This is a genomic window from Microbacterium sp. NPDC096154, assembly GCF_040302945.1.
Classification (GTDB): domain Bacteria; phylum Actinomycetota; class Actinomycetes; order Actinomycetales; family Microbacteriaceae; genus Microbacterium.
Genome location: NZ_JBEOSM010000002.1, coordinates 436,564 through 456,472 on the forward strand (window position 1 = coordinate 436,564; position 19,909 = coordinate 456,472).

Consider the following 19,909-nt stretch of genomic DNA (forward strand, 5'->3'; position numbering starts at 1 on the left):
GAAGCCATTGCTATGGCCCGGCACGAACACGCACCGGTCGCACACATGGCGAAACCCCCGCGATCCCTGTGTTTCCCAGGGTTCTGCGGGGGTTTCGGATGGCGGTGACGGTGGGATTTGAACCCACGGTAGGGGGTTACCCTACACAACTTTTCGAGAGTTGCACCTTCGGCCGCTCGGACACGTCACCGGGATCGAGTTTACGGGAGGTTCATCGGGCCGCCAAATCGTGAGGCCCTCCCGCTGCTGGACATCCGCTGTCAGGATGGCCGCATGGCCGTCATCGAGAACGCGAAGATCACCGTCGTCGGCGCTGGATCGGTCGGCGCCGCCACCGCATATGCCTCCCTCATCCGCGGCTCCGCCCGCAAGGTCGCCCTCTACGACATCAACGCCGCGAAGGTCGAAGCCGAGGCGCTCGATCTGGCCCACGGGTCGCTCTTCACGGGTTCGAGCGAGATCACCGGATCCGCTGACATCGCCGTGACCGAGGGGTCACATGTCGTGATCGTCACGGCCGGCGCCGCGCAGCGGCCCGGGCAGACGCGCCTCGAGCTCGTCGGCACGAATGCCCGCATCTTCCGCTCGATGATCCCGCAGCTGGTGGAGGCCTCTCCGCACGCCGTGTTCGTGATCGTGTCGAACCCGTGCGACGTGCTGACGCTGCTGGCACAGGAGCAGACGGGCCTGCCGCCCGAGCGGGTGTTCGCCTCCGGCACGGTGCTCGACACCTCCCGCCTGCGCTGGCGTCTCGCCGAGCTGGCGGGCGTCGCGGCGCGGTCGGTGCACGCGCACATCGTGGGCGAGCACGGCGACACCGAGTTCCCCCTGTGGTCGAGCGCCGCGATCGGCCCCGTGCCGCTTCTCGACTGGAAGCGCGACGGCGGCGCGCTCACCCGCGGGGAGCTCGACCAGGTGGCGCACGAGGTGCGCACGGCGGCGTACAAGGTGATCGAGGGCAAGGGCGCCACGAACTACGCCATCGGCCTGTCGGCCATGCGCATCGCCGAGGCCGTGCTGCGCGACGAGCGGGCGGTGCTGCCGGTCTCGACCGTGCTGACCGACTTCCACGGGCTGTCGGATGTCGCCCTGTCGGTGCCCTCGATCGTCGGCTCGTCGGGCGCGTTCCCGATCCACGAGACCCGGTTCTCGGATGAGGAGCTCGGGCTTCTGCACGCCTCGGCGGAGACCACCAAGGCGACCGCCGCCCAGGTGCGGGAAGACTGACCGCACCCGACCCGGCCGCCGACGTCGCGAACTCCGGAGATCTCGCGAACTCCGGAGCGCATCCGCCCATTGGCTCCTGCGAAGCGGGGATCCGCGGATGAAGCCGGGGCACGGCGAGCGCCGGCGCCCCCGGCCGCCGCGCGGCCTCGAACGGATGTCCGAGGCCCCGCCTACGCTGGACGGCATGGCCAGCAAGCGACCCACCACCGCCCCGTACAAGTGCACGGAGTGCGGATGGACGGCCGCCAAGTGGGTGGGCCGTTGCGGCGAGTGCCAGCAGTGGGGCACGGTCGTCGAGGCGGCCGAGCAGACCGGCATCACGCGCCGCCTCGACCCGATGATCCCCACGTCGGCCGCGCGTCCGATCACGCAGGTCGACACCTCCGAGGCGCCGCGGCGCGCGAGCGGCGTGGCCGAGTTCGACCGCGTGCTGGGCGGGGGCATCGTGCCCGGCGCGGCCATCCTGCTGTCGGGGGAGCCGGGGGTCGGCAAGTCGACCCTGCTGCTCGAGGTCGCCGCCCGCTCGGCCGCCGAGGGCCGCCGGGTGCTCTACATCAGCGCCGAGGAGTCGCCCACCCAGGTGCGCATGCGCGCCGAGCGCACCGGCGCGCTGCACGACGAGCTGTTCCTGGCAAGCGAGACCGACCTCGCCACCGTGCTCGGCCAGATCGACTCGGTCGAGCCGCAGCTCGTGATCGTCGACTCGGTGCAGACCGTGTCGTCGTCGCTCTCCGATGGCGCCGCCGGTATGCCCGGCCAGGTGCGCGAGGTCGCGTCGACGCTCATCCGGGTCGCGAAGGATCGCGGGCTCCCGATCATCCTGGTGGGTCACGTGACGAAGGACGGCCAGGTAGCAGGCCCGCGCCTGCTCGAGCACCTGGTCGACGTGGTCTGCCAGTTCGAGGGCGACCGGCAGACCGCGCTGCGTTTCGTGCGTGCGCTCAAGAACCGCTTCGGTCCCACCGATGAGGTCGGCTGCTTCGAGATGACGGGCGACGGCATCGCCGAGGTGCCCGACCCGAGCGGGCTGTTCCTCTCACAGGGCACGCCCGAGCCCGGCACGTGCGTGGCCATCGCCCTGGAAGGGCGGCGCGCGATGCCGGTCGAAGTGCAGGCGCTCACCATCCCGAGCAGCGCACCGAACCCCCGCCGCATCGTCCACGGCGTCGACTCGTCGCGCGTCGCGATGGTGCTTGCGGTGCTCGAGCGGCGCGCGGGCATCAAGACCAGCGACCTCGACGTCTACGTCTCGACGGTCGGCGGCGTGAAGTTCACCGAACCCGCGGCCGACCTCGCGATCGCCGTGGCCGTCGCCGGATCGGTACGCCACTGGGCCGTTCCGCGCGACATCGCGGCGGTCGGCGAGCTCAGCCTCGCAGGTGAGGTTCGTCCCGTCACGCAGGCCCCACAGCGCCGCAGCGAGGCCGCTCGCCTCGGCTACACGCGCGTGATCGACGACCGATCGGCCAAGCTGCGCGCGGCCCTCGACGACGTGCGCGCCCAGAGCAAGCCGCTCGCGCTCGAGGACGTGCCGCAGTTCTGACGGCCCGCCGCGGCTCTAGCGGCGGCGCATACGGCGGCGCTGGCTCGGCAACGCCACGAGGACGACGGGGATCAGCAGCCCCGCCAGGCAGACGACCGCGAGAAGCATGCCCATGGCCTCACGGTAACCGGCTCACTCCCCCAGATCCAGAGCGTGCAGCAGGTCGGCCGGCGACGCCTGCATCGGGTGCGGCCCGGCGATGTCGAGGAACACCGTCGTGATCGTGTCGCGGTGCTTCGAGAGGAACGACCGCAGCCAGGCCGGCGAATACAGACCGATGCCCGGCGGCAGGTTCTCGGGCTTGTTCTTCGCGTCGCTGAACAGCAGCAGAGCGACCTGCCCGCTCTCGGGATCGCGGTACGTCCACACCTCGCCGCCGTCGAGCGGATCGTCGCGCTTACCGGGCTTCAGCAGGGGCACCACCGTGTTGCCGTTGCGCAGCGCCAGGGCGACCGCCGCCATATCCTGCCGCTCCAGCGCCTGCGCCAGGGCCTCTGAGCGGAACTCGACGTCGGGGGTCTTCTTCGTTCGCTTGCGGGACGCCATGTGTTCAGACTACGGCTACGCAGATCTAAGACTTCGGCCAGCGGGGATCAAGCATTCTGTCAGGTTCGCCCGAGGCCGATTGATACTCTTGTCATGCCCGTTCGGGTGCGGCATCGGTGGGGACTGGTGGATCACCGCACTCTCAAAAGCAGGTTTGGTGCTCAGCACCCTGGGGGCCTGCGCGGGACGACGTGACAAGGCCCGGAGCGATGCTCCGGGCCTTCTCCGTGTGCGGGGAATCCCCGACGACTCACTCCTTGTGGAGCTTGTCCTGCACCGCGCCCGCCGCCTTCTCCACGAAGTTCGGCAGCTCGGTGGTGCCGTAGAAGCGCGAGTCCGGATGCGTCGGCCCAGGCATCGGCGCACTCGTGGTGGGCCCGTCGTGGTATGTGAACTCGCCCTTGCCGTCCGGGGTCGGGCCGCTCGCCCACGCGCCTTCGGCGGCCGCCGCGCCGTCGCTGAAGTTCAGGTACTGGTACGCGACCTCGCCGTGCTCCTTCGACTGCGGGAAATTGCTCGGCACGGGAAGCGTCTCGGCACCCGACTCCTTGAGCTCCTCGATCGCCGCGAGCCACTGGTTCTGGTGCATCGTGTCGCGCGCGATCAGGAACGCCAGCAGGTCACGCACACCCGAGTCATCCGTCATGTGATAGAGCCGAGCCGCCTGCAGCCGGCCCTGCATCTCGCCGTTGGCGTTGGCCGTGAAGTCGGCCAACAGGTTGCCGCTCGCCGTGATGTAGCTGCCCTGCCAGGGGTTGCCGTTGCTGTCGACCGGACGGGCGCCGGCACCCGCGACGATCGCGTGCTGCACATCCGTGCCGCCGACCACGGCTGCGACCACGGGGTCTGCCTGCACGGCCTCGTCAGTGATGCCGAGCGGCGACTTCTCGAGCAGCTGCGCGATCATGATGGCGAGCATCTCGACGTGACCCATCTCCTCGGCTCCGATGCCGAACATGAGGTCGCGGTACTTGCCGGGGATGTGCATGTTCCATGCCTGGAACTGGTACTGCATGGCGATCGTGATCTCGCCGTACTGGCCGCCCAGCACCTCCTGCAGCTTCCGCGCGTAGACCGCGTCGGGCGCGTCGGGCTTGACCGTGTGCTGGAGTTCCTGCCTGTGGAAGAACATGCGTGTCTCTCCTCTTGCCCCGAGGGGCGATCACTGGGTGGTTGGACATCCAGTGAACGCGCGCACGAGGCGCTCCGAACACGGGCTTCCCTGACCCGGGGGGAGATGACACAATTCGCCGCGCGGCCGGGGAACCGCGCCCGCTGGATCAGGGCGTCGCGTGCTCGGGGACGAGAGTGATGCCGCCGAGCAGATTCGCCGACTCCGACAGCTGCTCCAGCCACGCCGGGTTGAGCTCGGGACGCTCCGACTCCTCGAACGTGAACCGCAGGGGGATCGACGAACTGAGCCACACCGTGCTGCGGCCGCTGCCGTCCTCGTGCTGCAGCGACAGCGTGAAGGCCTCGTCGCGCCGCAGCTTCGCCACGATCACGGCCTTGACGTGCGCCAGCGCGCGATCCTCGATCTCGATCGGAGTGCTGAGGGAACCGTAGTACAGCGTGCCCATAGGTCCACGGTAGGAGGGACGGCGCCGGTTTTCCAGACCCGTTTTGCGTATCGCCTCGCCCTCCGTCAAGAGGCATGCATGTCCTCGCAGGATGCGCCCAGCGCTCGGACAGGATGACGTCAGCGCAGGAAGAAGCGCACGTCGCCGTCCGACTTGATGTCGCCGATGCGCACGGTGAGGCGGTACGACGCGTCACCGCCGGGTGCGCGAGGCCGGTTCTCGCTGGCGCAGGTTCCGACATCCGATCGGGTGCGGTCCCACACCAGCGGCTCGGCGCTCTCGACCGTCTGCCCCGCCGCCAACGTCACCACCATGTCGCTCGGCTCGCTCTGGCAGTCGGTCGAGCGCCACCAGCGGTCGCTGCCGCTCGTGATCACGAACTCCTGCTTCGACGTGCCGACGTCCATCGTGCACGGCACGGGCCCGGTGTTCGTCAGGCGCATGCCGAGCTGCACCGGCTTGGTCTCGAAGATCTCGCCATAGACCACCGGCTCGAGGTCGATCACCTCCGGATCGCAGGGCTGCGGCGTGGGCGGCTCGGTCGAGCTGGGCGTGGGGCTCGGTGTGGGCGTCGGGGCCGGGCTCGACGGCACGGGCGTGACGACCGGTGCCGCGGCGGTCTGCGCAGGCTCGGGCTGCGCGAGCATCTCCGCCAGGCCCCGCCACGGCTGCGCGATCACGAGCCACACGATGCCCGCGGTCACCAGCAGGGCGAGCAGCAGCACGGCGATACGGCGCCGCCGGTACACGGCGGGCGAGTGTCGACGGCGCGGCTCGGATCCCACGCATCCAGCGTAGGCGCGCGTCGCTGAACGATCGGTTCCGACGCGGGCGGTCGGCGATGGGACGCCTCGGCGACCGCCGGTGCCGCCTACAGCAGCTTCAGCATGCGGGTGTTGCCGAGCGTGTTGGGCTTCACGTGCGCGAGATCGAGGAACTCGGCGATGCCCTCGTCACGGCTGCGCACCAGCTGGGCGTAGACATCCTGATCCACGATCTGCTCGCCGATGGGGGCGAAGCCGCGCCGGGTGAAGAACTCCACCTCGAACGTCAGGCAGAACAGGCGAGACAGACCCAGCTCCCGCGCCTGCCGCTCGAGGCCCTCAACGATCGCCCGCCCCACTCCCCGGCGCAGCCATCCGCTGTCGACCATCAGGGTGCGCACCTCGCCGAGGTCTTCCCACATGACATGCAGCGCACCGCACCCGATGACCTCGCCGTCGGCCTCGGCCACGAGGAACTCCTGCGTCGCCTCGTACAGCACGACGAGGTCCTTGCCGAGCAGGATGCGCTTCTCGACATACGGCTGCAGCATCTGGTGGATGCGCACCATGTCGGCCGCACGGGCCGGGCGCACGACGAACGGGGCTCCCGGCGTCTCGGTCATCCCCCCAGCCTACGGCGCTCCCCCTGGGACGTTGGCGGGTACCGGGCGACCGCCCCGCCGCCGCTGACGCACCCGCGCCGCCGCTCGCGGGCCGGAGACGCCGACGGGGCGGATGCCCACAGGCACCCGCCCCGTCGGATCGGGATCGAGTCGGCGTCAGCTCGCCGCGATGTCGGGCGTCGCCGAGATCGCGCCGCCGGTGTTCACGCCGACCGCGACCTTCTCGCCGCGAGGCGCGTTCTCGAACACGAAGCGTCCGTCCTCGACGTCCACCTTGATGTGGTGGCCCGACTCGAGCTGACCGTTCAGGATGCGCTCCGACAGACGGTCCTCGACCTCGTGCTGCATGGCCCGGCGCAGCGGGCGGGCGCCCAGCGCGGGGTCGAAGCCGATCTCGATCAGGCGCTCCTTGGCGGCCTGCGACAGCTCGATCGTCATGTCGCGGTCGAGCAGGCGGTCGTTCAGGCGCTTGGTGAACAGGTCGACGATCTGCACCAGCTCGGGCTTCGACAGCTGCGGGAACACGATGATGTCGTCCACGCGGTTGAGGAACTCGGGCTTGAAGTGGCGCTTGAGCTCTTCGTCGACCTTGCCCTTCATCCGCTCGTACGTCGTGGTCGTGTCGCCCTCGACCTGGAAGCCGACCGGGCCACCGGCGATCGCCGACGAGCCGAGGTTCGTCGTCATGATGATCACGGTGTTCTTGAAGTCGACCACGCGGCCCTGACCGTCGGTCAGACGACCCTCCTCGAGGATCTGCAGCAGCGAGTTGAAGATGTCGGGGTGCGCCTTCTCGATCTCATCGAACAGCACGACCGAGAACGGCTTGCGGCGCACCTTCTCGGTGAGCTGGCCGCCCTCCTCGAAGCCGACGAACCCGGGAGGGGCTCCGAACAGCCGCGAGACGGTGTGCTTCTCGCCGAACTCCGACATGTCGAGCGAGATCAGCGCGCCCTCGTCGTCGAACAGGAACTCGGCGAGCGCCTTGGCGAGCTCGGTCTTTCCGACGCCCGTGGGGCCGGCGAAGATGAACGAGCCCGAGGGGCGCTTCGGGTCCTTGAGGCCCGCACGCTGACGGCGGATCGTCTTGGACAGGGCGGCGATCGCCTCCTCCTGGCCGATGACGCGCTGGTGCAGCGCCTTCTCCATGAAGACGAGGCGGCTGGTCTCCTCCTCGGTGAGCTTGAATACCGGGATGCCCGTGGCCTGGGCCAGCACCTCGGCGATCAGGCCCTCGTCGACCGTGGCGGTCGCCCCGGCGTCGCCCGAGCGCCACTGCTTCTCGAGGCGCAGGCGCTCGGCGAGCAGCGACTTCTCCTCGTCGCGCAGGGCAGCGGCCTTCTCGAAGTCCTGCTCCTCGCTGGCGATCTCCTTCGCCTCGCGCACCTGGGCGATCTTGTCGTCGAACTCGCGCAGCTCGGGCGGCGACGACAGGATCGACAGGCGCAGGCGGGCGCCGGCCTCGTCGAGCAGGTCGATGGCCTTGTCGGGCAGGAACCGGTCGCTCACGTAGCGGTCGGAGAGGTTCGCGGCGGCGACGATGGCGCCATCCGTGATCTGCACCTTGTGGTGCGCCTCGTAGCGGTCGCGCAGCCCCTTCAGGATGTTGATGGCGTGCGGCAGCGACGGCTCGGCGACGTTGACCGACTGGAAGCGCCGCACGAGCGCGGCATCCTTCTCGAAGTGCTTGCGGTACTCGTCGAGCGTCGTGGCGCCGATGGTCTGCAGCTCACCGCGGGCGAGCATCGGCTTGAGGATCGAGGCCGCGTCGATCGCGCCCTCGGCCGCACCCGCACCCACCAGCGTGTGGATCTCGTCGATGAAGATGATGATGTCGCCGCGCGTGCGGATCTCCTTGGTCACCTTCTTGAGGCGCTCCTCGAAGTCACCGCGGTAGCGCGATCCGGCGATCAGCGAGCCGAGGTCGAGCGAGTACAGCTGCTTGTCCTTCAGCGTCTCGGGCACGTCGCCCTTGACGATCGCCTGCGCTAGTCCCTCGATGACGGCCGTCTTGCCGACACCGGGCTCGCCGATCAGCACCGGGTTGTTCTTGGTGCGGCGCGACAGGATCTGCATGACGCGCTCGATCTCCTTCTCGCGCCCGATGACCGGGTCGAGCTTGTTGTCACGAGCGGCCTGCGTGAGGTTGCGGCCGAACTGGTCGAGCACCTGCGAGCCGCCCTTGGCGGCGCCGTCGCTCTCCTGCTGCGCGCCGGCGTTGACGCCCACGGGCTCCTTGCCCTGGTAGCCCGAGAGCAGCTGGATGACCTGCTGGCGCACCTTGTTGAGGTCGGCGCCGAGCTTGACCAGCACCTGGGCCGCGACGCCCTCGCCCTCGCGGATGAGGCCGAGCAGGATGTGCTCGGTGCCGATGTAGTTGTGGCCGAGCTGCAGCGCCTCACGCAGCGACAGCTCGAGCACCTTCTTCGCGCGCGGCGTGAAGGGGATGTGCCCCGTCGGCTGCTGCTGACCCTGGCCGATGATGTCCTGCACCTGCTCGCGTACGGCGTCGAGGGAGATGCCGAGCGACTCGAGCGCCTTCGCGGCGACGCCCTCGCCCTCGTGGATCAGGCCGAGCAGGATGTGCTCGGTGCCGATGTAGTTGTGGTTGAGCATCTTCGCCTCTTCCTGGGCGAGGACGACCACACGACGGGCACGGTCGGTGAATCTCTCGAACATCTCACTCCTCCTAGGCGAGGCCGGCGACGTCGACCCACACCTGGGCCGCGCCGTGATTCCACGGTAGCCAGCGGGCGACCGCCGCGGCCCCGTGTTCGCCGTGGGCATAGCGACCACCCGGCGTCACGGCGGTCGACTTAACGAAAGTCGTTGACTTAACGAAAGTCGTTGTTATCGTTAGTCGTTGTTCGCGCACTGCCACCGAGGGGGACACATGGAACGACAGCAGGGCATCGACCGCGGCGACCGCACCGCAATCTGGTTCACTGCGATCGTGGCGACCATCGCCGCGATCTGCGTGGTCGTCGCCGCCGTTCAGCGGGTCATCGAAGTGCTCACCGCTCGACAAATACCGGTGCTGGCGCCCTTCCGCGGCGAGCGCGCGGCACTGCCGATCGGTCCGGACGGCGCCGACGTCATGGTCACCGTGAACGAAGCCGTGATCCCGGCGAGCGACCTCGCTCCGATCACGACCGCGTCACTCGTGCTCGAGGCCATCGTCGGCGCGACCGGCATCCTCGGCGCGCTCGCCTGTCTGGCGCTGCTGTGCGTCAACCTCGCCCGCGGCATCGCGTTCAGCCGCGCGAACACGCGCCTGCTGATGCTCGGCACCGTCGCGATCATCGTGGCCTGGGCCGGCGGCGGCCTCTTCCGCACGATGGGCGTCAACGGCACGTTCGCCGCGGTGAGCGACCGTTCGTACGACAACGTGCTGTTCGCCACCGACCTCACGCCCGTCGCGATCGTGCTCACGCTCGCCGCGGTCGGCACGGCGTTCGGTGTGGGCGAGCGCCTGCAGCGCGACACCGAGGGGCTCGTGTGACCCCGGCCGACGACGACGAGCCGACCGGAGTGCACTGCCGGCTGGATGAGCTCCTCGTGGAGCGCGGGATGACGCTCACTCGGCTGAGCGAGCTGGTGGGGGTGAGCATCGTGAACCTGTCGATCCTCAAAAACGACCGGGCCAAGGCCATCCGGTTCTCGACGCTCATCGCGATCTGCCGGGCGCTCGACTGCGAGATCGGCGACGTGCTGGTGCGCGCCGACTGAGCCCACCCGGCGACACGTGTCAGCGCCCGGCGACGAAGTGCGGCCGCGGGCCCTCGATCCGGCCCCCCGCCCTCGCCGAACCGTGCATGAGACAGGCGAGATCGATCGATGTGAGCGAGTCGCGCAGAGCGAGGGCCGACGTCATCTCGCGTCACACGCAGCGATCGCGCCTCGGCCTTTCACTACCGTGTGAGGGATGCGCGGGACGGGCCCGCCTGCCAGGAGAACCCATGAGCACCACCACCACAGCGAAGCGGGCCGTCAGGAAGCGCCCCTTCTACGCCTCGTTCGGCTTCCAGATCGTCGCGGCGCTCATCGTCGGCATCGTGCTCGGCCTGATCGCGCGAGCGATCGGACCGAACGCCGACGAGACGCCCAACAGCCTCGCCGCCACGCTCGACACCATCGGCAGCTCGTACGTCACGCTGCTGCGGGCGGCGGTCGTGCCGCTCGTCTTCACGGCAATCGTCGCGAGCATCTCGAACCTGCGCCGCGTGCAGAACGCCGCGCGCCTCGCAGGGCAGACCCTGCTGTGGTTCGCGATCACGGCGTTCATCTCGGTGAGCATCGGCATCGCGCTCGCCCTCGCCCTGCAGCCCGGCGCCCGCGACGGCGAGGGCCTCGAGACCGCCGAGCCCAGCCGCGTCGGCTCGTGGTGGGACTTCCTGACCGGCCTGGTGCCGCAGAACTTCCTGGGGCTCGCCGTGTCGACCAGCTCGCCCGCGGACGGCGTCTACAGCTCGAGCGTGAACTTCAACATCCTGCAGATCATCGTCGTGTCGATCGTGGTCGGCATCGCCGCGCTGCGCGCCGGCCGCAAGGCCGAGCCTTTCCTGGCGTTCACCGAGTCGCTGCTGAAGGTCATCCAGCGCGTCGTGTGGTGGATCATCCGGATCGCCCCCATCGGCACCGCCGGCCTGATCGGCAACGCGGTCGTCGAGTACGGCTGGGAGAAGCTGACCTCGCTCGCATGGTTCGCGCTGGCAAACTACATCGGCCTCGCCCTGGTGCTGTTCGTCGTGTACCCGCTGCTGGCGAAGGCGCACGGCCTGTCGATCAAGCAGTTCTTCACGGGCGCGTGGCCGGCCATCCAGCTGGGCTTCGTCAGCCGTTCGTCGCTCGGCACCCTGCCCCTGACGCAGCGCGTGACCGAGCGCAGCCTCGGCGTGCCTCGCGAGTACGCGTCGTTCGCGGTGCCGTTCGGGGCGACGACCAAGATGGACGGCTGCGCCTCGGTGTACCCCGCCATCGCGGCCATCTTCGTGGCGCAGTTCTTCGGCATCGAGCTGTCGTTCATCCAGTACGTGCTGATCGTCGTCGTCTCGGTCGTCGGCTCGGCCGCCACCGCCGGCACGACGGGCGCCACCGTGATGCTCACGCTCACCCTGTCGACCCTCGGCCTGCCGCTGGAGGGCGTCGGCCTGCTGCTGGCGATCGACCCGATCATCGACCTCGGCCGCACCGCCGTGAACGTCGCCGGCCAGGCGCTCGTGCCCACGCTGGTCGCGAAGCGCGAAGGTATCCTCGACCGCGAGCTGTACGACGCTCCCCGCCTCGGCCTGCCGTTCCTCGACGACTCCGACGAGGAGGAGGCCGAGCGCGAGGCGGCCACCGCCGCGCAGCGCGAGGGCGACGCCGAGCGGGTCGGAGAGACCACGCCGGTCGCCGATGCCGTCGCGGACCGCGTGACCCCGGTCGCGGACGGCGACAAGGAGGACGCGAAGGCCTGACGGCCCGCTGGTCGCCTGCCACAGAGGGGCGCTCATCCTGCACCGGATGGGCGCCCCTCTCGCGTGCCGTGGTCGGCGCGGGCCGGGGTCGGGGCGGGCCGGGGTCGGGGCGTGCCGGGGTCGGGGGCGGAGCCGGGGTCGGGTCAGGCGCGGCCGGGTCAGGCGCGGCCGGCGTCGCGCACCGCGCCGCGGGCGTCGACCGCGAGCTCCTCGGCGTCGATCGCAGCCATCAGCTCGCGCATCACCTCTTCGCCCAGGTTGCCGCGGTCGCGCTCCTCGATCAGCATCGCGCGGCGCGCCGCCAGCCACCCCTTCGACAGCTCCGTCAGGTCGTCGTAGCCGGGGCGCGCCGCGTCGGCGAGGGGGACGCCGTCGCTCTGCTCCATCACCTGACCGGCGCGATCCGTGTCGCGCTCCACGCGCAGCAGCGACTGCGCCATCCGGTCGAACATGTCGGCTCCGTCGGGGCCGAAACGCTCCTTCCATTCGGCCCGCTTGGCGCGCAGATACGCCTTGCCGACCTCCTGGCTGCGCGCCTGCATCGCGCGGATCTGCCGCGCGTCGGCGGTGTGCTCGTCGGACGCACCCACGCCGAGCCGCTTGATGAGCGGCGCGAGCGTGAGGCCCTGCAGCAGCAGGGTGCCGACCGTGACCACGAACGCCACCACCACGAGCTTCTGCACGTGGGACTCGGGCATCGCCTCGCCCGTGAGGTCGGGCAGCGCCGCCGCCATCGCGAGCGTCACGACGCCGCGCATGCCGGCCCACGACACCACGGCACGCTCCTGCACCGACAGCACAGGCTCGAGCATGCGCTGGCGCAGGCTGCGCTCGGTCACCTCGATTCCGCGGCGCTCGAGCGCCGCGCGGCGCTTGCGGAACGCGGCCGCCCGCGGGTCATCCGGATTCGCTCGGAACGCCTCGAGCGCGTGCTTCCAGCGCATGATCTTCATGCCCTGCCACATGCGGCCCCACGCGTAGCTGCCGTAGACGAACAGCGGGCGCATCAGCAGCACCACCGCGAACACCGCCAGCGCGAGCGCGATCGTCACCCCCGCGCTCTCGGTGCCGAGCTCGCGCAGCACGCGCGGCAGCTGGAGGCCGATGTACGCGAACACGAAGCTCTCGAGCAGGAAGTCGACCGACAGCCACAGCGGGCGCTCCTGCTGCCGGGTCGTGTAGTTCGTGCGCGGCGCGTGATAGCCGACGTGCAGCCCCATCGCGACCACCGCGAGCACGCCCGATCCGCCGATGTGCTCCGCGATGGCGTACGCGCCGAACGGCACCAGCAGACCCGCGGTGCTGACCACGACCGGGTCGTCGAATCGCGTGCGCAGGAAGTGCAGCACCATGCCGAAGGCGAGTCCCACGGCGACCCCCACCACCACGGCCACGGCGAACGCCCAGATCCCGTCCCACACCGTGACGGTGGCGCCGGCGACGATCGCGGCGAACACCCGCACGAGGGTCAGCGACGTCGCGTCGTTGATCAGGCTCTCGCCCGACAGGACGGTCATCACGCGGCGCGGCAGGCCCAGCTTGCGCCCCACCGCGGCGGCCGAGACGGCGTCAGGCGGCCCCACGATCGCGCCCAGCAGCAGGCCGCCGGCGAGCGTGAGCTCGGGCATGATCCACCACGCCACCAGGCCGACCGCGAGGGCCGTGAACAGCACCAGGCCCACCCCGAGGCGCCGGATGTGCGGCATGCTGCGCCGGAACCCGACGAACGAGACCTCCAGCGCGGCGGAGTACAGCAGCGGCGGCAGGGTGAGGTTCAGCAGCAGGTGCCCGTCGATGTCGAGCGTCGGGATCGCCGGGATGAGCGAGAGCAATGCCGCCGCCACCGTGATCACGAGCGGCGCGGGCCATCCCCGCCACCGGGCGAACGCCCCCACCGCGAGCGCGCCGACCAGCACGTAGAAGATCTCGGGGTTCATGGCTGCCAGGCTAACCGGGCGCACCGACGCGCAGTCGCGGGGCGGATGCCGCGTGCGGCGCGGCGCTGCACCTCGAGCGCCTCGACAAGCGACCGGCGGCGCGGCACTGACATCGCCGCCCGAGGGAAGGGCGCGGCGCGCATCCGGCCTCTCACTCGGCGCCGTCTCGCGCGACGCCATCCCGCTCGGGACGCATGCGGCGCATCGCCACGGCGACGGCCCCCGCCAGCACGGCGGTCGCACCGGCCAGCACCGTGCACGACGAGCGGACCCCGACGAGGTCGGTCAGGCCGCCCGTCGCGATCGTCGGCAGCGAGATGGCGAGGTAAGCGACCAGGAAGAACGCGGAGAGCATGCCCGCGCGCCGGTCGAGTGGAATCGCGGGCTCCAGGAACCGCAGCGCCCCGGCGTTGCCCGCACCCCAGCCGCACCCCATCGCGATACCGGCGACGACGAGCAGCAGACCCTGGCCGAGCAACGCCGCTGCGGCGAGCGCGCCCGCTCCCATGAAGAGCGCGACGCCCGCGATCGCGAGCTCGCCCGTGCCGTCGCCCCCGCGCCTCGCCAGCTGCACGAACGCGCTGGCCGCCGCGAAGAGGGCCAGCAGCACGGCACCGGCAAGGGGCGTGGGGCCGCCCCAGAGGTCGCCCGCGAGGCGCGGGCCCAGAGCGAGGGTCATCCCGGCCGCCGCCCAGGCTGCGGTGACCCCCAGCGCCGACACCATGAAGCGGCGACGGGCCGCGGGGGCGATGCGCAGCGACGACGCGTGCGGCGCCCCGCCCCTCACCTGCGGCTCGGCACGAGACGAGCGCACGACCGTCACCGCGATCGCCAGGAGGACGACCACCCCCACCAGCAGCACCCCGCTCGCCGCGAGCGGCCATGCGAAGGCGGCGGCGAGCGCGGCGGACACCGCTGCGCCGAGCGCGATCCCCGCCGCGCTCGCGACCGTGCTGAGCGTCGCCGCGCGCGGGTGCTGCGCGTCATCCGCGTCGATCAGCGCGGCGGTGCCGCTGCTGATCAGCACAGCGCCACCGATTCCCTGCAGCAGGCGCGCCACGAAGACCGGCGCCGGAGAGTCGCCGATCACGAAGAGGCCCGCGCCGGCCACGGAGACTCCGAGACCGGTCAGCAGGATCGGTGTGCGTCCGATCCTGTCGGACAGTGGCGCTGAGAGCGGCAGGGCGATGCAGGCACCGAATGCGTATCCGGCGAACAGCAACGATCCGACGCTCGACGAGTAATGCCATGACTCGCCGTAGAGGGCGTAGAGCGGCGACGGTATGGTCGCCGCGAACATCACGTAGCCCACGATGCTCGCGGCGACCGCCCGCCGGATCCACGCGGGAGCCGGCGAGGCGGCGATCACTCGTCGTAGACGAGGGCGAGGGCGCCGTAATCGCCGGCCGAGACGCCCCACAGCATCTCGACGACGCCGTCGCTGTCGTTCTTCACGGCATGGATCGTGCCCGGCGGGATGTACACCGCACTGCCGGGCCCGACGCGGATCGCGTCGTCGTCCAGGTACACGATGCACGTGCCCCCGACGAAGTAGTACCACTCGCTGCCGTGCGGGTGCTGGTGGCGCAGGTGGTACTCGCCCGGCTGAAACCGCCCGAGGCCGAACGAGAGGTCTCCGGCGCCGACCGATGCCTGCGAGATGAGGCCCTGGATCGCCCCCTCGTCGCGGGGATCGACGCCCGCGTCGTCGTCGACCGGCCCCTGGCCGATCGTGCGCCAGTTGTCTGGCGTCGCGTGGACGACGAGTGGATGCCTGTCGAGGATGGCAGCGTCCATGAGGTGTTCTCTCCTGTCTGTGCGGGCTGAACGGCCGGCCCCTGGCTCAGGCGCGGTTGAGTCGGCGCAGGAAGGCCTGCGTGCGAGGCTCTCGAGGGCTGCGCAGCACCTCCTGGGCGCTGCCTACCTCGACGATCCGACCCTGGTCCATGAAGATCACGCGATCGGCCACGTCGAGGGCGAAGTCCATCTCGTGCGTCGCGACGATCATCGTCATGTTCTCGTCGGCGAGCTGGCGCATCACCTCGATGACCTCGCCCACCATCTCGGGATCGAGTGCGGCGGTCGCCTCGTCGAAGAGCATGGCCTTGGGGTTCATCGCGAGCGCGCGGGCGATCGCGACGCGCTGCTTCTGCCCGCCCGACAACTGCCTGGGCAGCGCGTCGGCCTTGTCGGCGAGGCCCACGCGTTCGAGCAGGCTCATCGCCTTCTCGCGCGCCTCCTTCTCGGGCACGCGCAGCACGGTGGTGGGTGCCAGGGTCACGTTGCGAAGCGCGGTGAGGTGCGGGAACAGGTTGTAGTGCTGGAACACCATCCCGACCTGCTCGCGATGCGAGTTCGTCGCCTTCTCGGAGAACCCGGCACGCTGCTTGCCGGCCGTGTCCACATCGCTGCAGACGTCGCCGTTGATGGTGATCCGCCCCTCGCTCACGGGAGCCAGCAGGTTCACGGTGCGCAGCAGCGTCGACTTGCCGGAGCCGCTGGGCCCGATGAGCGCGACGACCTCACGCGGCGCGATGGAGACGCTGACACCACGCAGCGCATGCACGTCGCCGAACCGCACGTGGACGTCTTCGAGCTCGATCATGGCGGGCATGGCGGGGCTCCTCTCGGTGGTCGGTGCGGCGTCCGGCGCGGCGGCGACCGGCGGGTCGGTGGTGGGAGCGGTCACGGTGGGCTTATTCAACGGCGGGACTCCATCGCTTCTCGACGAGCTTCATGAGCATGGTGCTCGCGGTGACGAGCAGGAAGTAGAAGACCGCGACGAGGGTGTACGCCTCGAGCGGCTTGAAGGTCTGCACCTGAACGACGTCGCCGCGGTGCAGCACGTCGAGCACGCCGATGTAGGACACCAGCGCGGTCTCTTTGATGATGACGACGAACATGTTGGAGAACGGCGCGACCATGCGACGCCACGTCTGCGGCAGGATCACCTTGGTCATGGTCTGGCCGTGCGACATGCCGAGAGATCGCGCGGCTTCGAACTGCCCGGCGGGCATGCCGACGATTCCGCCACGCACGATGTCCGCGAGATAGGCGCTCGCATTGAGGCCGATCGCGATGATGCCCGCCTGGATGCCGGGGACGTTGTTGCCGGTCAGGATCGGCAGAACGTAGTAGAACCACACGACCTGCACGAGCACGGGCGTATTGCGGAACACCTCGACGTACGCCGAGATGAGCCAGCGGATGGGCGCCCAGGAGCGCACCATGAGCATGCCGAGCGGTACGCCGGCCAGCATGCCGAGAGCGATGGCGCCCACCGCCACGAGCAGGGTCGTCGGGATCCCGGAGGCCACGAAGCCGCCGTACTCCCAGATGATCGACCAATCGAAGTCATACAAGGTTGCAGCACCTTTCCACGCGGGGGTTGGGGAGCGAGTCGGCCTCCGGTGCGCGCCTGGCTGCCGCCCACTCGAGGCACGCGATCACTCGGCGACCTCGACGCCGACGAGCTTGTTCTCCTCGAGGAGGTCGGCGAAGACGCCTTCCTCCTTCAAGGCGGCGATCTCGTCGTTCATCGCCACGAGCAGGTCCTCCTGCCCCTTGTCGACCAGCAGGCCCTGCAGCGACTCGCCCCACTGGCTCTCGAGCACCTGCAGCTCGGGGTACTCGGCGATCGACGCGATCAGGTAGTCGCGCACGCCCGCCATCGCGTCGGCGCTGCCGTTCTGCACGGCCAGGATCGCGCCGCCCACGTCCCGCACGCGCAGGATCTCGGCGTTCTTCACGAGGGGCGTCAGCGCCTCGTCCGTGTTGGATCCGGACGTCACGGTGATCGTGTTGCCGGCGACGTCCAGGTCCTCGAGGCCCTCGAAGCTCGCGTCGCCCTTCGTGACGAAGGTGAAGTCGGCCGAGATGGTGTTCTCGGTGAAGTCGGCCTGCTCCTCCCGCTCCGGGGTGCGGCCCGCGAACGTGATCTCGTACTTGCCGGTCGACAGACCCAGCACGATCGTCGGCCAGCTGTCCTCCACGAGCTCCAGCTCGACGCCGAGGTCTTCGGCCATGCGCCTGGCCACGTCGATATAGAAGCCGTCCACCTCGCCCGTAGTGGCGTTGAGCGCCGAGTAGCCCGAGAGAGCAGCCCACCCGAAGGTGAGCTTGCCGTCGGCGAGGGCTGCGGGGAGGTCCTGTGCTCCTTCGGCCGCACTGCTCTGGGGCGAGGCGCAGGCGACGAGCGAACCGAGAAGGGTCAGGGATCCGGCGGTGGCGAGGATGCTGCGGGAGAGCTTCATGGCTGTCTCACATTTCTGGTGATGTGGAGCTTCGGCGGGGGATGGGGCTCGCTGGGGGTGTTCTTGTGTGCGGGAATGCTGGTGTGCTGAGGATGTTCCGGCGTGCGGATTACACCTGTGTTACGGGGCTCGCCGGTCAGGCGGGCATCGCGTCCGTGACCGCGTCGAGGAAGGCGGTGACGTCCACGCCGCCGACGATCACGTTCCGGAGACGGGCCCGGTCCCTCAGGATGGTCACGTCGGACACGGGATCGCCGTCCACGACGAGGAGATCCGCGGGCGCGCCCGGGGTGACGCAGCCTGTTCGCCCGGCCAGGCCGAGCAGCTCGGCGGCGTGCGAGGTCGCCGTCTCGAGCGCCTGCACGTGCGACATGCCCGCCGCGACGTAGAGCTCGAGTTCGCGCGCGTGTCGTCCGAATGGGCAGACATTGCCGCTGGTGTCCGTGCCGCACGCGATGCGCACGCCGTCGGCCACGGCCTCGGCGACCTGCTCGAGCTGAGCGCGGGCGACATCGGCCATGCCGGCGCGGTGGTCCTCGGGCACGACCGAGTCGGGGCCGGCGTCGGCGACCTCGGCACCGATAAGCAGCGTGGGCACGAGGAACGTGCCCTGCTCCACCATCTGCGACCGCAGTTCGGCGTCTAGGCCGGTACCGTGCTCGATGCTGTCGACACCGGCGTCCAGCGATCGTCGGATGCCCTCGCGCGAGTGCGCATGCGCCGTGACAGGGATCCCGAACGAGTGCGCCTCATCGACGATCGCCGCGATCTCTTCGACCGTGTAGTTGGGCCACTCGGGCTTGTCGCCCGCCGACATCACGCCGCCACTGGCCATCACCTTGATGAAGTCGGCGCCGCGCGCAGCCTGCACCCGCACCAGCCTGCGCACCTGGTCAGGGCCGTCCGCTGTGTCCAGCGGATCACGGGTCATCCCCTTCATGTAGAAGAGGTCGCCGTGCCCGCCCGTCATCGAGATCCACCACGGCGCGACCTTGAGACGCGGCCCCACGAACGATCTCCGTTCGATGAGGTCGCGCAGTTCGATCTCGCCCGCGTCCCGGTGCCCGATGACCCGCAGGGTGGTGAAACCCGCAGCAAGGGCCTTCAGGGCGTTCCGATAGCCGTGGAGCGCTTTCTCGGCCGGCAGCGCGTTGGTGCGGAACAGCGCGTTGGGCACCGGCCGACGCTGCTCCGACGGCGTGGTCAGGTGCACGTGCGCGTCGATGAGCCCCGGGATGACCGTGCGGCCGGCGGCCTCGGTCACGGTCTCCCCGGGCTCCGCGACGCGATCCGCCGTCGGCACGACCGCGTGGATCAGGCCGTCGCGGATGACGACGTCGTGGCCCTCGACCGGCTCGGCCCCCGGGGTCCACACTCGCGCGTCTCTGATGACCGCCTGCATGTCGCCTCGTTCCACGTCGCGATGTCAGGCCGCGGCCGTGCGCGGTTCGGCGGACAGATACCAGGTGCGACGGTCGGCGTACAGCAGCGCCTCCGAGGCGTCGCCCTCGTGGATGCCCTCGATGCGACCGACGACCAGCACGTGATCCTCAATCTCGGTCTCGCTGTGCACCGTGCAGTCCGCATAGGCGAGCACGCCGCGCTTGAACAGCGGCGCACCGCTGACCGATTCCTCCGGCACCACCCAGTCGACTGCGTCGAACTTGTCGACCGCCTTCGACGCCAGTGCGCGCATCGTCTGCTCGCCCCCTCGGCCCATCACGTTCACGGCGAACGAACTGGCGCTGCGCACGCTGCGCAGCGTGTTCGAGTCGGCCATGAACGAGACCAGCAGCGTCGGGGGGTCGGCGGTCAGCGACGTCACAGCGGTGCAGGTCGACCCGCGCGGAGTGCCGTCGGCGTCGATCGTCGTCACGATGCAGACGGTCGCGGGATAGCGGCCGAACAGCTCCGGGAACGCGAGCCGTGCTCCGGACGTGTGCGGCGCCTCGGCGGTCATGATCGATTCCATTCCTC

The 19,909-nt window shown here is 70.0% G+C and carries 19 protein-coding genes and 1 tRNA gene; 5 read left to right on the forward strand and 15 right to left on the reverse strand.

The window, feature by feature from the left end; genetic code table 11:
- Nucleotides 1-99: 99 nt before the first annotated feature.
- A tRNA-Ser gene (locus ABTW64_RS04600) sits at nt 100-190 on the reverse strand.
- 83 nt (nt 191-273) lie between these two features.
- On the opposite strand from ABTW64_RS04600, the gene ABTW64_RS04605 reads away from it, so the two are divergent.
- Nucleotides 274-1,227, forward strand: coding sequence for an L-lactate dehydrogenase (locus ABTW64_RS04605; protein ID WP_350619644.1), 954 nt, complete (start codon nt 274-276; stop codon nt 1,225-1,227).
- 184 nt (nt 1,228-1,411) lie between these two features.
- The gene (gene radA / locus ABTW64_RS04610) at nt 1,412-2,770 is read left to right on the forward strand and encodes a DNA repair protein RadA (protein ID WP_350619646.1); all 1,359 of its coding nucleotides are present in this window, start codon (nt 1,412-1,414) and stop codon (nt 2,768-2,770) included.
- A gap of 132 nt (nt 2,771-2,902) precedes the next feature.
- Here the strand turns inward: radA and ABTW64_RS04615 are convergent, their stop codons facing one another.
- The 6 genes from ABTW64_RS04615 to ABTW64_RS04640 all read right to left on the reverse strand — a co-directional run bounded on the left by ABTW64_RS04615 (nt 2,903) and on the right by ABTW64_RS04640 (nt 8,962).
- Nucleotides 2,903-3,316, reverse strand: a complete 414-nt coding sequence (locus ABTW64_RS04615) for a dehydrogenase (protein WP_350619648.1) — start codon at nt 3,314-3,316, stop codon at nt 2,903-2,905.
- A gap of 250 nt (nt 3,317-3,566) precedes the next feature.
- Nucleotides 3,567-4,448 (reverse strand): manganese catalase, encoded by an 882-nt coding sequence (locus ABTW64_RS04620; RefSeq protein WP_350619649.1) that lies wholly within the window; start codon nt 4,446-4,448, stop codon nt 3,567-3,569.
- A gap of 148 nt (nt 4,449-4,596) precedes the next feature.
- Nucleotides 4,597-4,896, reverse strand: a complete 300-nt coding sequence (locus tag ABTW64_RS04625) for a DUF7882 family protein (protein ID WP_350619650.1) — start codon at nt 4,894-4,896, stop codon at nt 4,597-4,599.
- Nucleotides 4,897-5,015: 119 nt separating this feature from the next.
- The gene (locus ABTW64_RS04630) at nt 5,016-5,681 is read right to left on the reverse strand and encodes a hypothetical protein (protein WP_350619652.1); all 666 of its coding nucleotides are present in this window, start codon (nt 5,679-5,681) and stop codon (nt 5,016-5,018) included.
- 86 nt (nt 5,682-5,767) lie between these two features.
- Complete coding sequence (locus ABTW64_RS04635) at nt 5,768-6,283, reverse strand: amino-acid N-acetyltransferase (protein ID WP_350619654.1); 516 nt, start codon at nt 6,281-6,283, stop codon at nt 5,768-5,770.
- Nucleotides 6,284-6,439: 156 nt separating this feature from the next.
- The gene (locus ABTW64_RS04640) at nt 6,440-8,962 is read right to left on the reverse strand and encodes an ATP-dependent Clp protease ATP-binding subunit (RefSeq protein WP_350619656.1); all 2,523 of its coding nucleotides are present in this window, start codon (nt 8,960-8,962) and stop codon (nt 6,440-6,442) included.
- 214 nt (nt 8,963-9,176) lie between these two features.
- Here ABTW64_RS04640 and ABTW64_RS04645 point away from each other — a divergent pair, with 214 nt between their 5' ends.
- From ABTW64_RS04645 to ABTW64_RS04655, 3 genes are all read left to right on the forward strand, one after another.
- Nucleotides 9,177-9,785 carry a hypothetical protein gene (locus ABTW64_RS04645; RefSeq protein WP_350619658.1) on the forward strand — a complete coding sequence of 203 codons (609 nt, stop codon included), beginning with the start codon at nt 9,177-9,179 and terminating at the stop codon, nt 9,783-9,785.
- On the forward strand, nt 9,782-10,012 hold the full coding sequence (locus ABTW64_RS04650) for a helix-turn-helix domain-containing protein (RefSeq protein WP_350619660.1): 231 nt from the start codon (nt 9,782-9,784) through the stop codon (nt 10,010-10,012). The genes ABTW64_RS04645 and ABTW64_RS04650 overlap by 4 nt, the downstream gene beginning before the upstream one ends.
- Nucleotides 10,013-10,242: 230 nt before the next feature.
- Nucleotides 10,243-11,742: a dicarboxylate/amino acid:cation symporter gene (locus ABTW64_RS04655; RefSeq protein WP_350619662.1), complete on the forward strand. Its 1,500-nt coding sequence runs from the start codon at nt 10,243-10,245 to the stop codon at nt 11,740-11,742.
- A gap of 158 nt (nt 11,743-11,900) precedes the next feature.
- On the opposite strand, the gene ABTW64_RS04660 is transcribed toward ABTW64_RS04655, so the two are convergent.
- The 8 genes from ABTW64_RS04660 to ABTW64_RS04695 all read right to left on the reverse strand — a co-directional run bounded on the left by ABTW64_RS04660 (nt 11,901) and on the right by ABTW64_RS04695 (nt 19,892).
- Nucleotides 11,901-13,679 (reverse strand): cation:proton antiporter, encoded by a 1,779-nt coding sequence (locus ABTW64_RS04660; RefSeq protein ID WP_350619664.1) that lies wholly within the window; start codon nt 13,677-13,679, stop codon nt 11,901-11,903.
- 151 nt (nt 13,680-13,830) lie between these two features.
- The gene (locus ABTW64_RS04665; RefSeq protein ID WP_350619666.1) at nt 13,831-15,048 is read right to left on the reverse strand and encodes an MFS transporter; all 1,218 of its coding nucleotides are present in this window, start codon (nt 15,046-15,048) and stop codon (nt 13,831-13,833) included.
- Nucleotides 15,045-15,476, reverse strand: a complete 432-nt coding sequence (locus tag ABTW64_RS04670; RefSeq protein ID WP_350619668.1) for a cupin domain-containing protein — start codon at nt 15,474-15,476, stop codon at nt 15,045-15,047. Before ABTW64_RS04670 ends, ABTW64_RS04665 begins: the two co-directional genes overlap by 4 nt.
- Nucleotides 15,477-15,522: 46 nt before the next feature.
- A complete protein-coding gene (locus ABTW64_RS04675; RefSeq protein ID WP_350619670.1) occupies nt 15,523-16,368 on the reverse strand; it encodes an amino acid ABC transporter ATP-binding protein in 846 nt (281 codons plus the stop codon).
- Nucleotides 16,369-16,375: 7 nt separating this feature from the next.
- Complete coding sequence (locus tag ABTW64_RS04680) at nt 16,376-17,041, reverse strand: amino acid ABC transporter permease (RefSeq protein WP_350619672.1); 666 nt, start codon at nt 17,039-17,041, stop codon at nt 16,376-16,378.
- An 84-nt stretch (nt 17,042-17,125) separates the two neighbouring features.
- Nucleotides 17,126-17,932: a substrate-binding periplasmic protein gene (locus ABTW64_RS04685; RefSeq protein WP_350619674.1), complete on the reverse strand. Its 807-nt coding sequence runs from the start codon at nt 17,930-17,932 to the stop codon at nt 17,126-17,128.
- A 136-nt stretch (nt 17,933-18,068) separates the two neighbouring features.
- Nucleotides 18,069-19,334 carry a metal-dependent hydrolase family protein gene (locus tag ABTW64_RS04690; RefSeq protein WP_350619676.1) on the reverse strand — a complete coding sequence of 422 codons (1,266 nt, stop codon included), beginning with the start codon at nt 19,332-19,334 and terminating at the stop codon, nt 18,069-18,071.
- 24 nt (nt 19,335-19,358) lie between these two features.
- Nucleotides 19,359-19,892 (reverse strand): flavin reductase family protein, encoded by a 534-nt coding sequence (locus ABTW64_RS04695; protein ID WP_350619678.1) that lies wholly within the window; start codon nt 19,890-19,892, stop codon nt 19,359-19,361.
- Nucleotides 19,893-19,909: the final 17 nt, after the last annotated feature.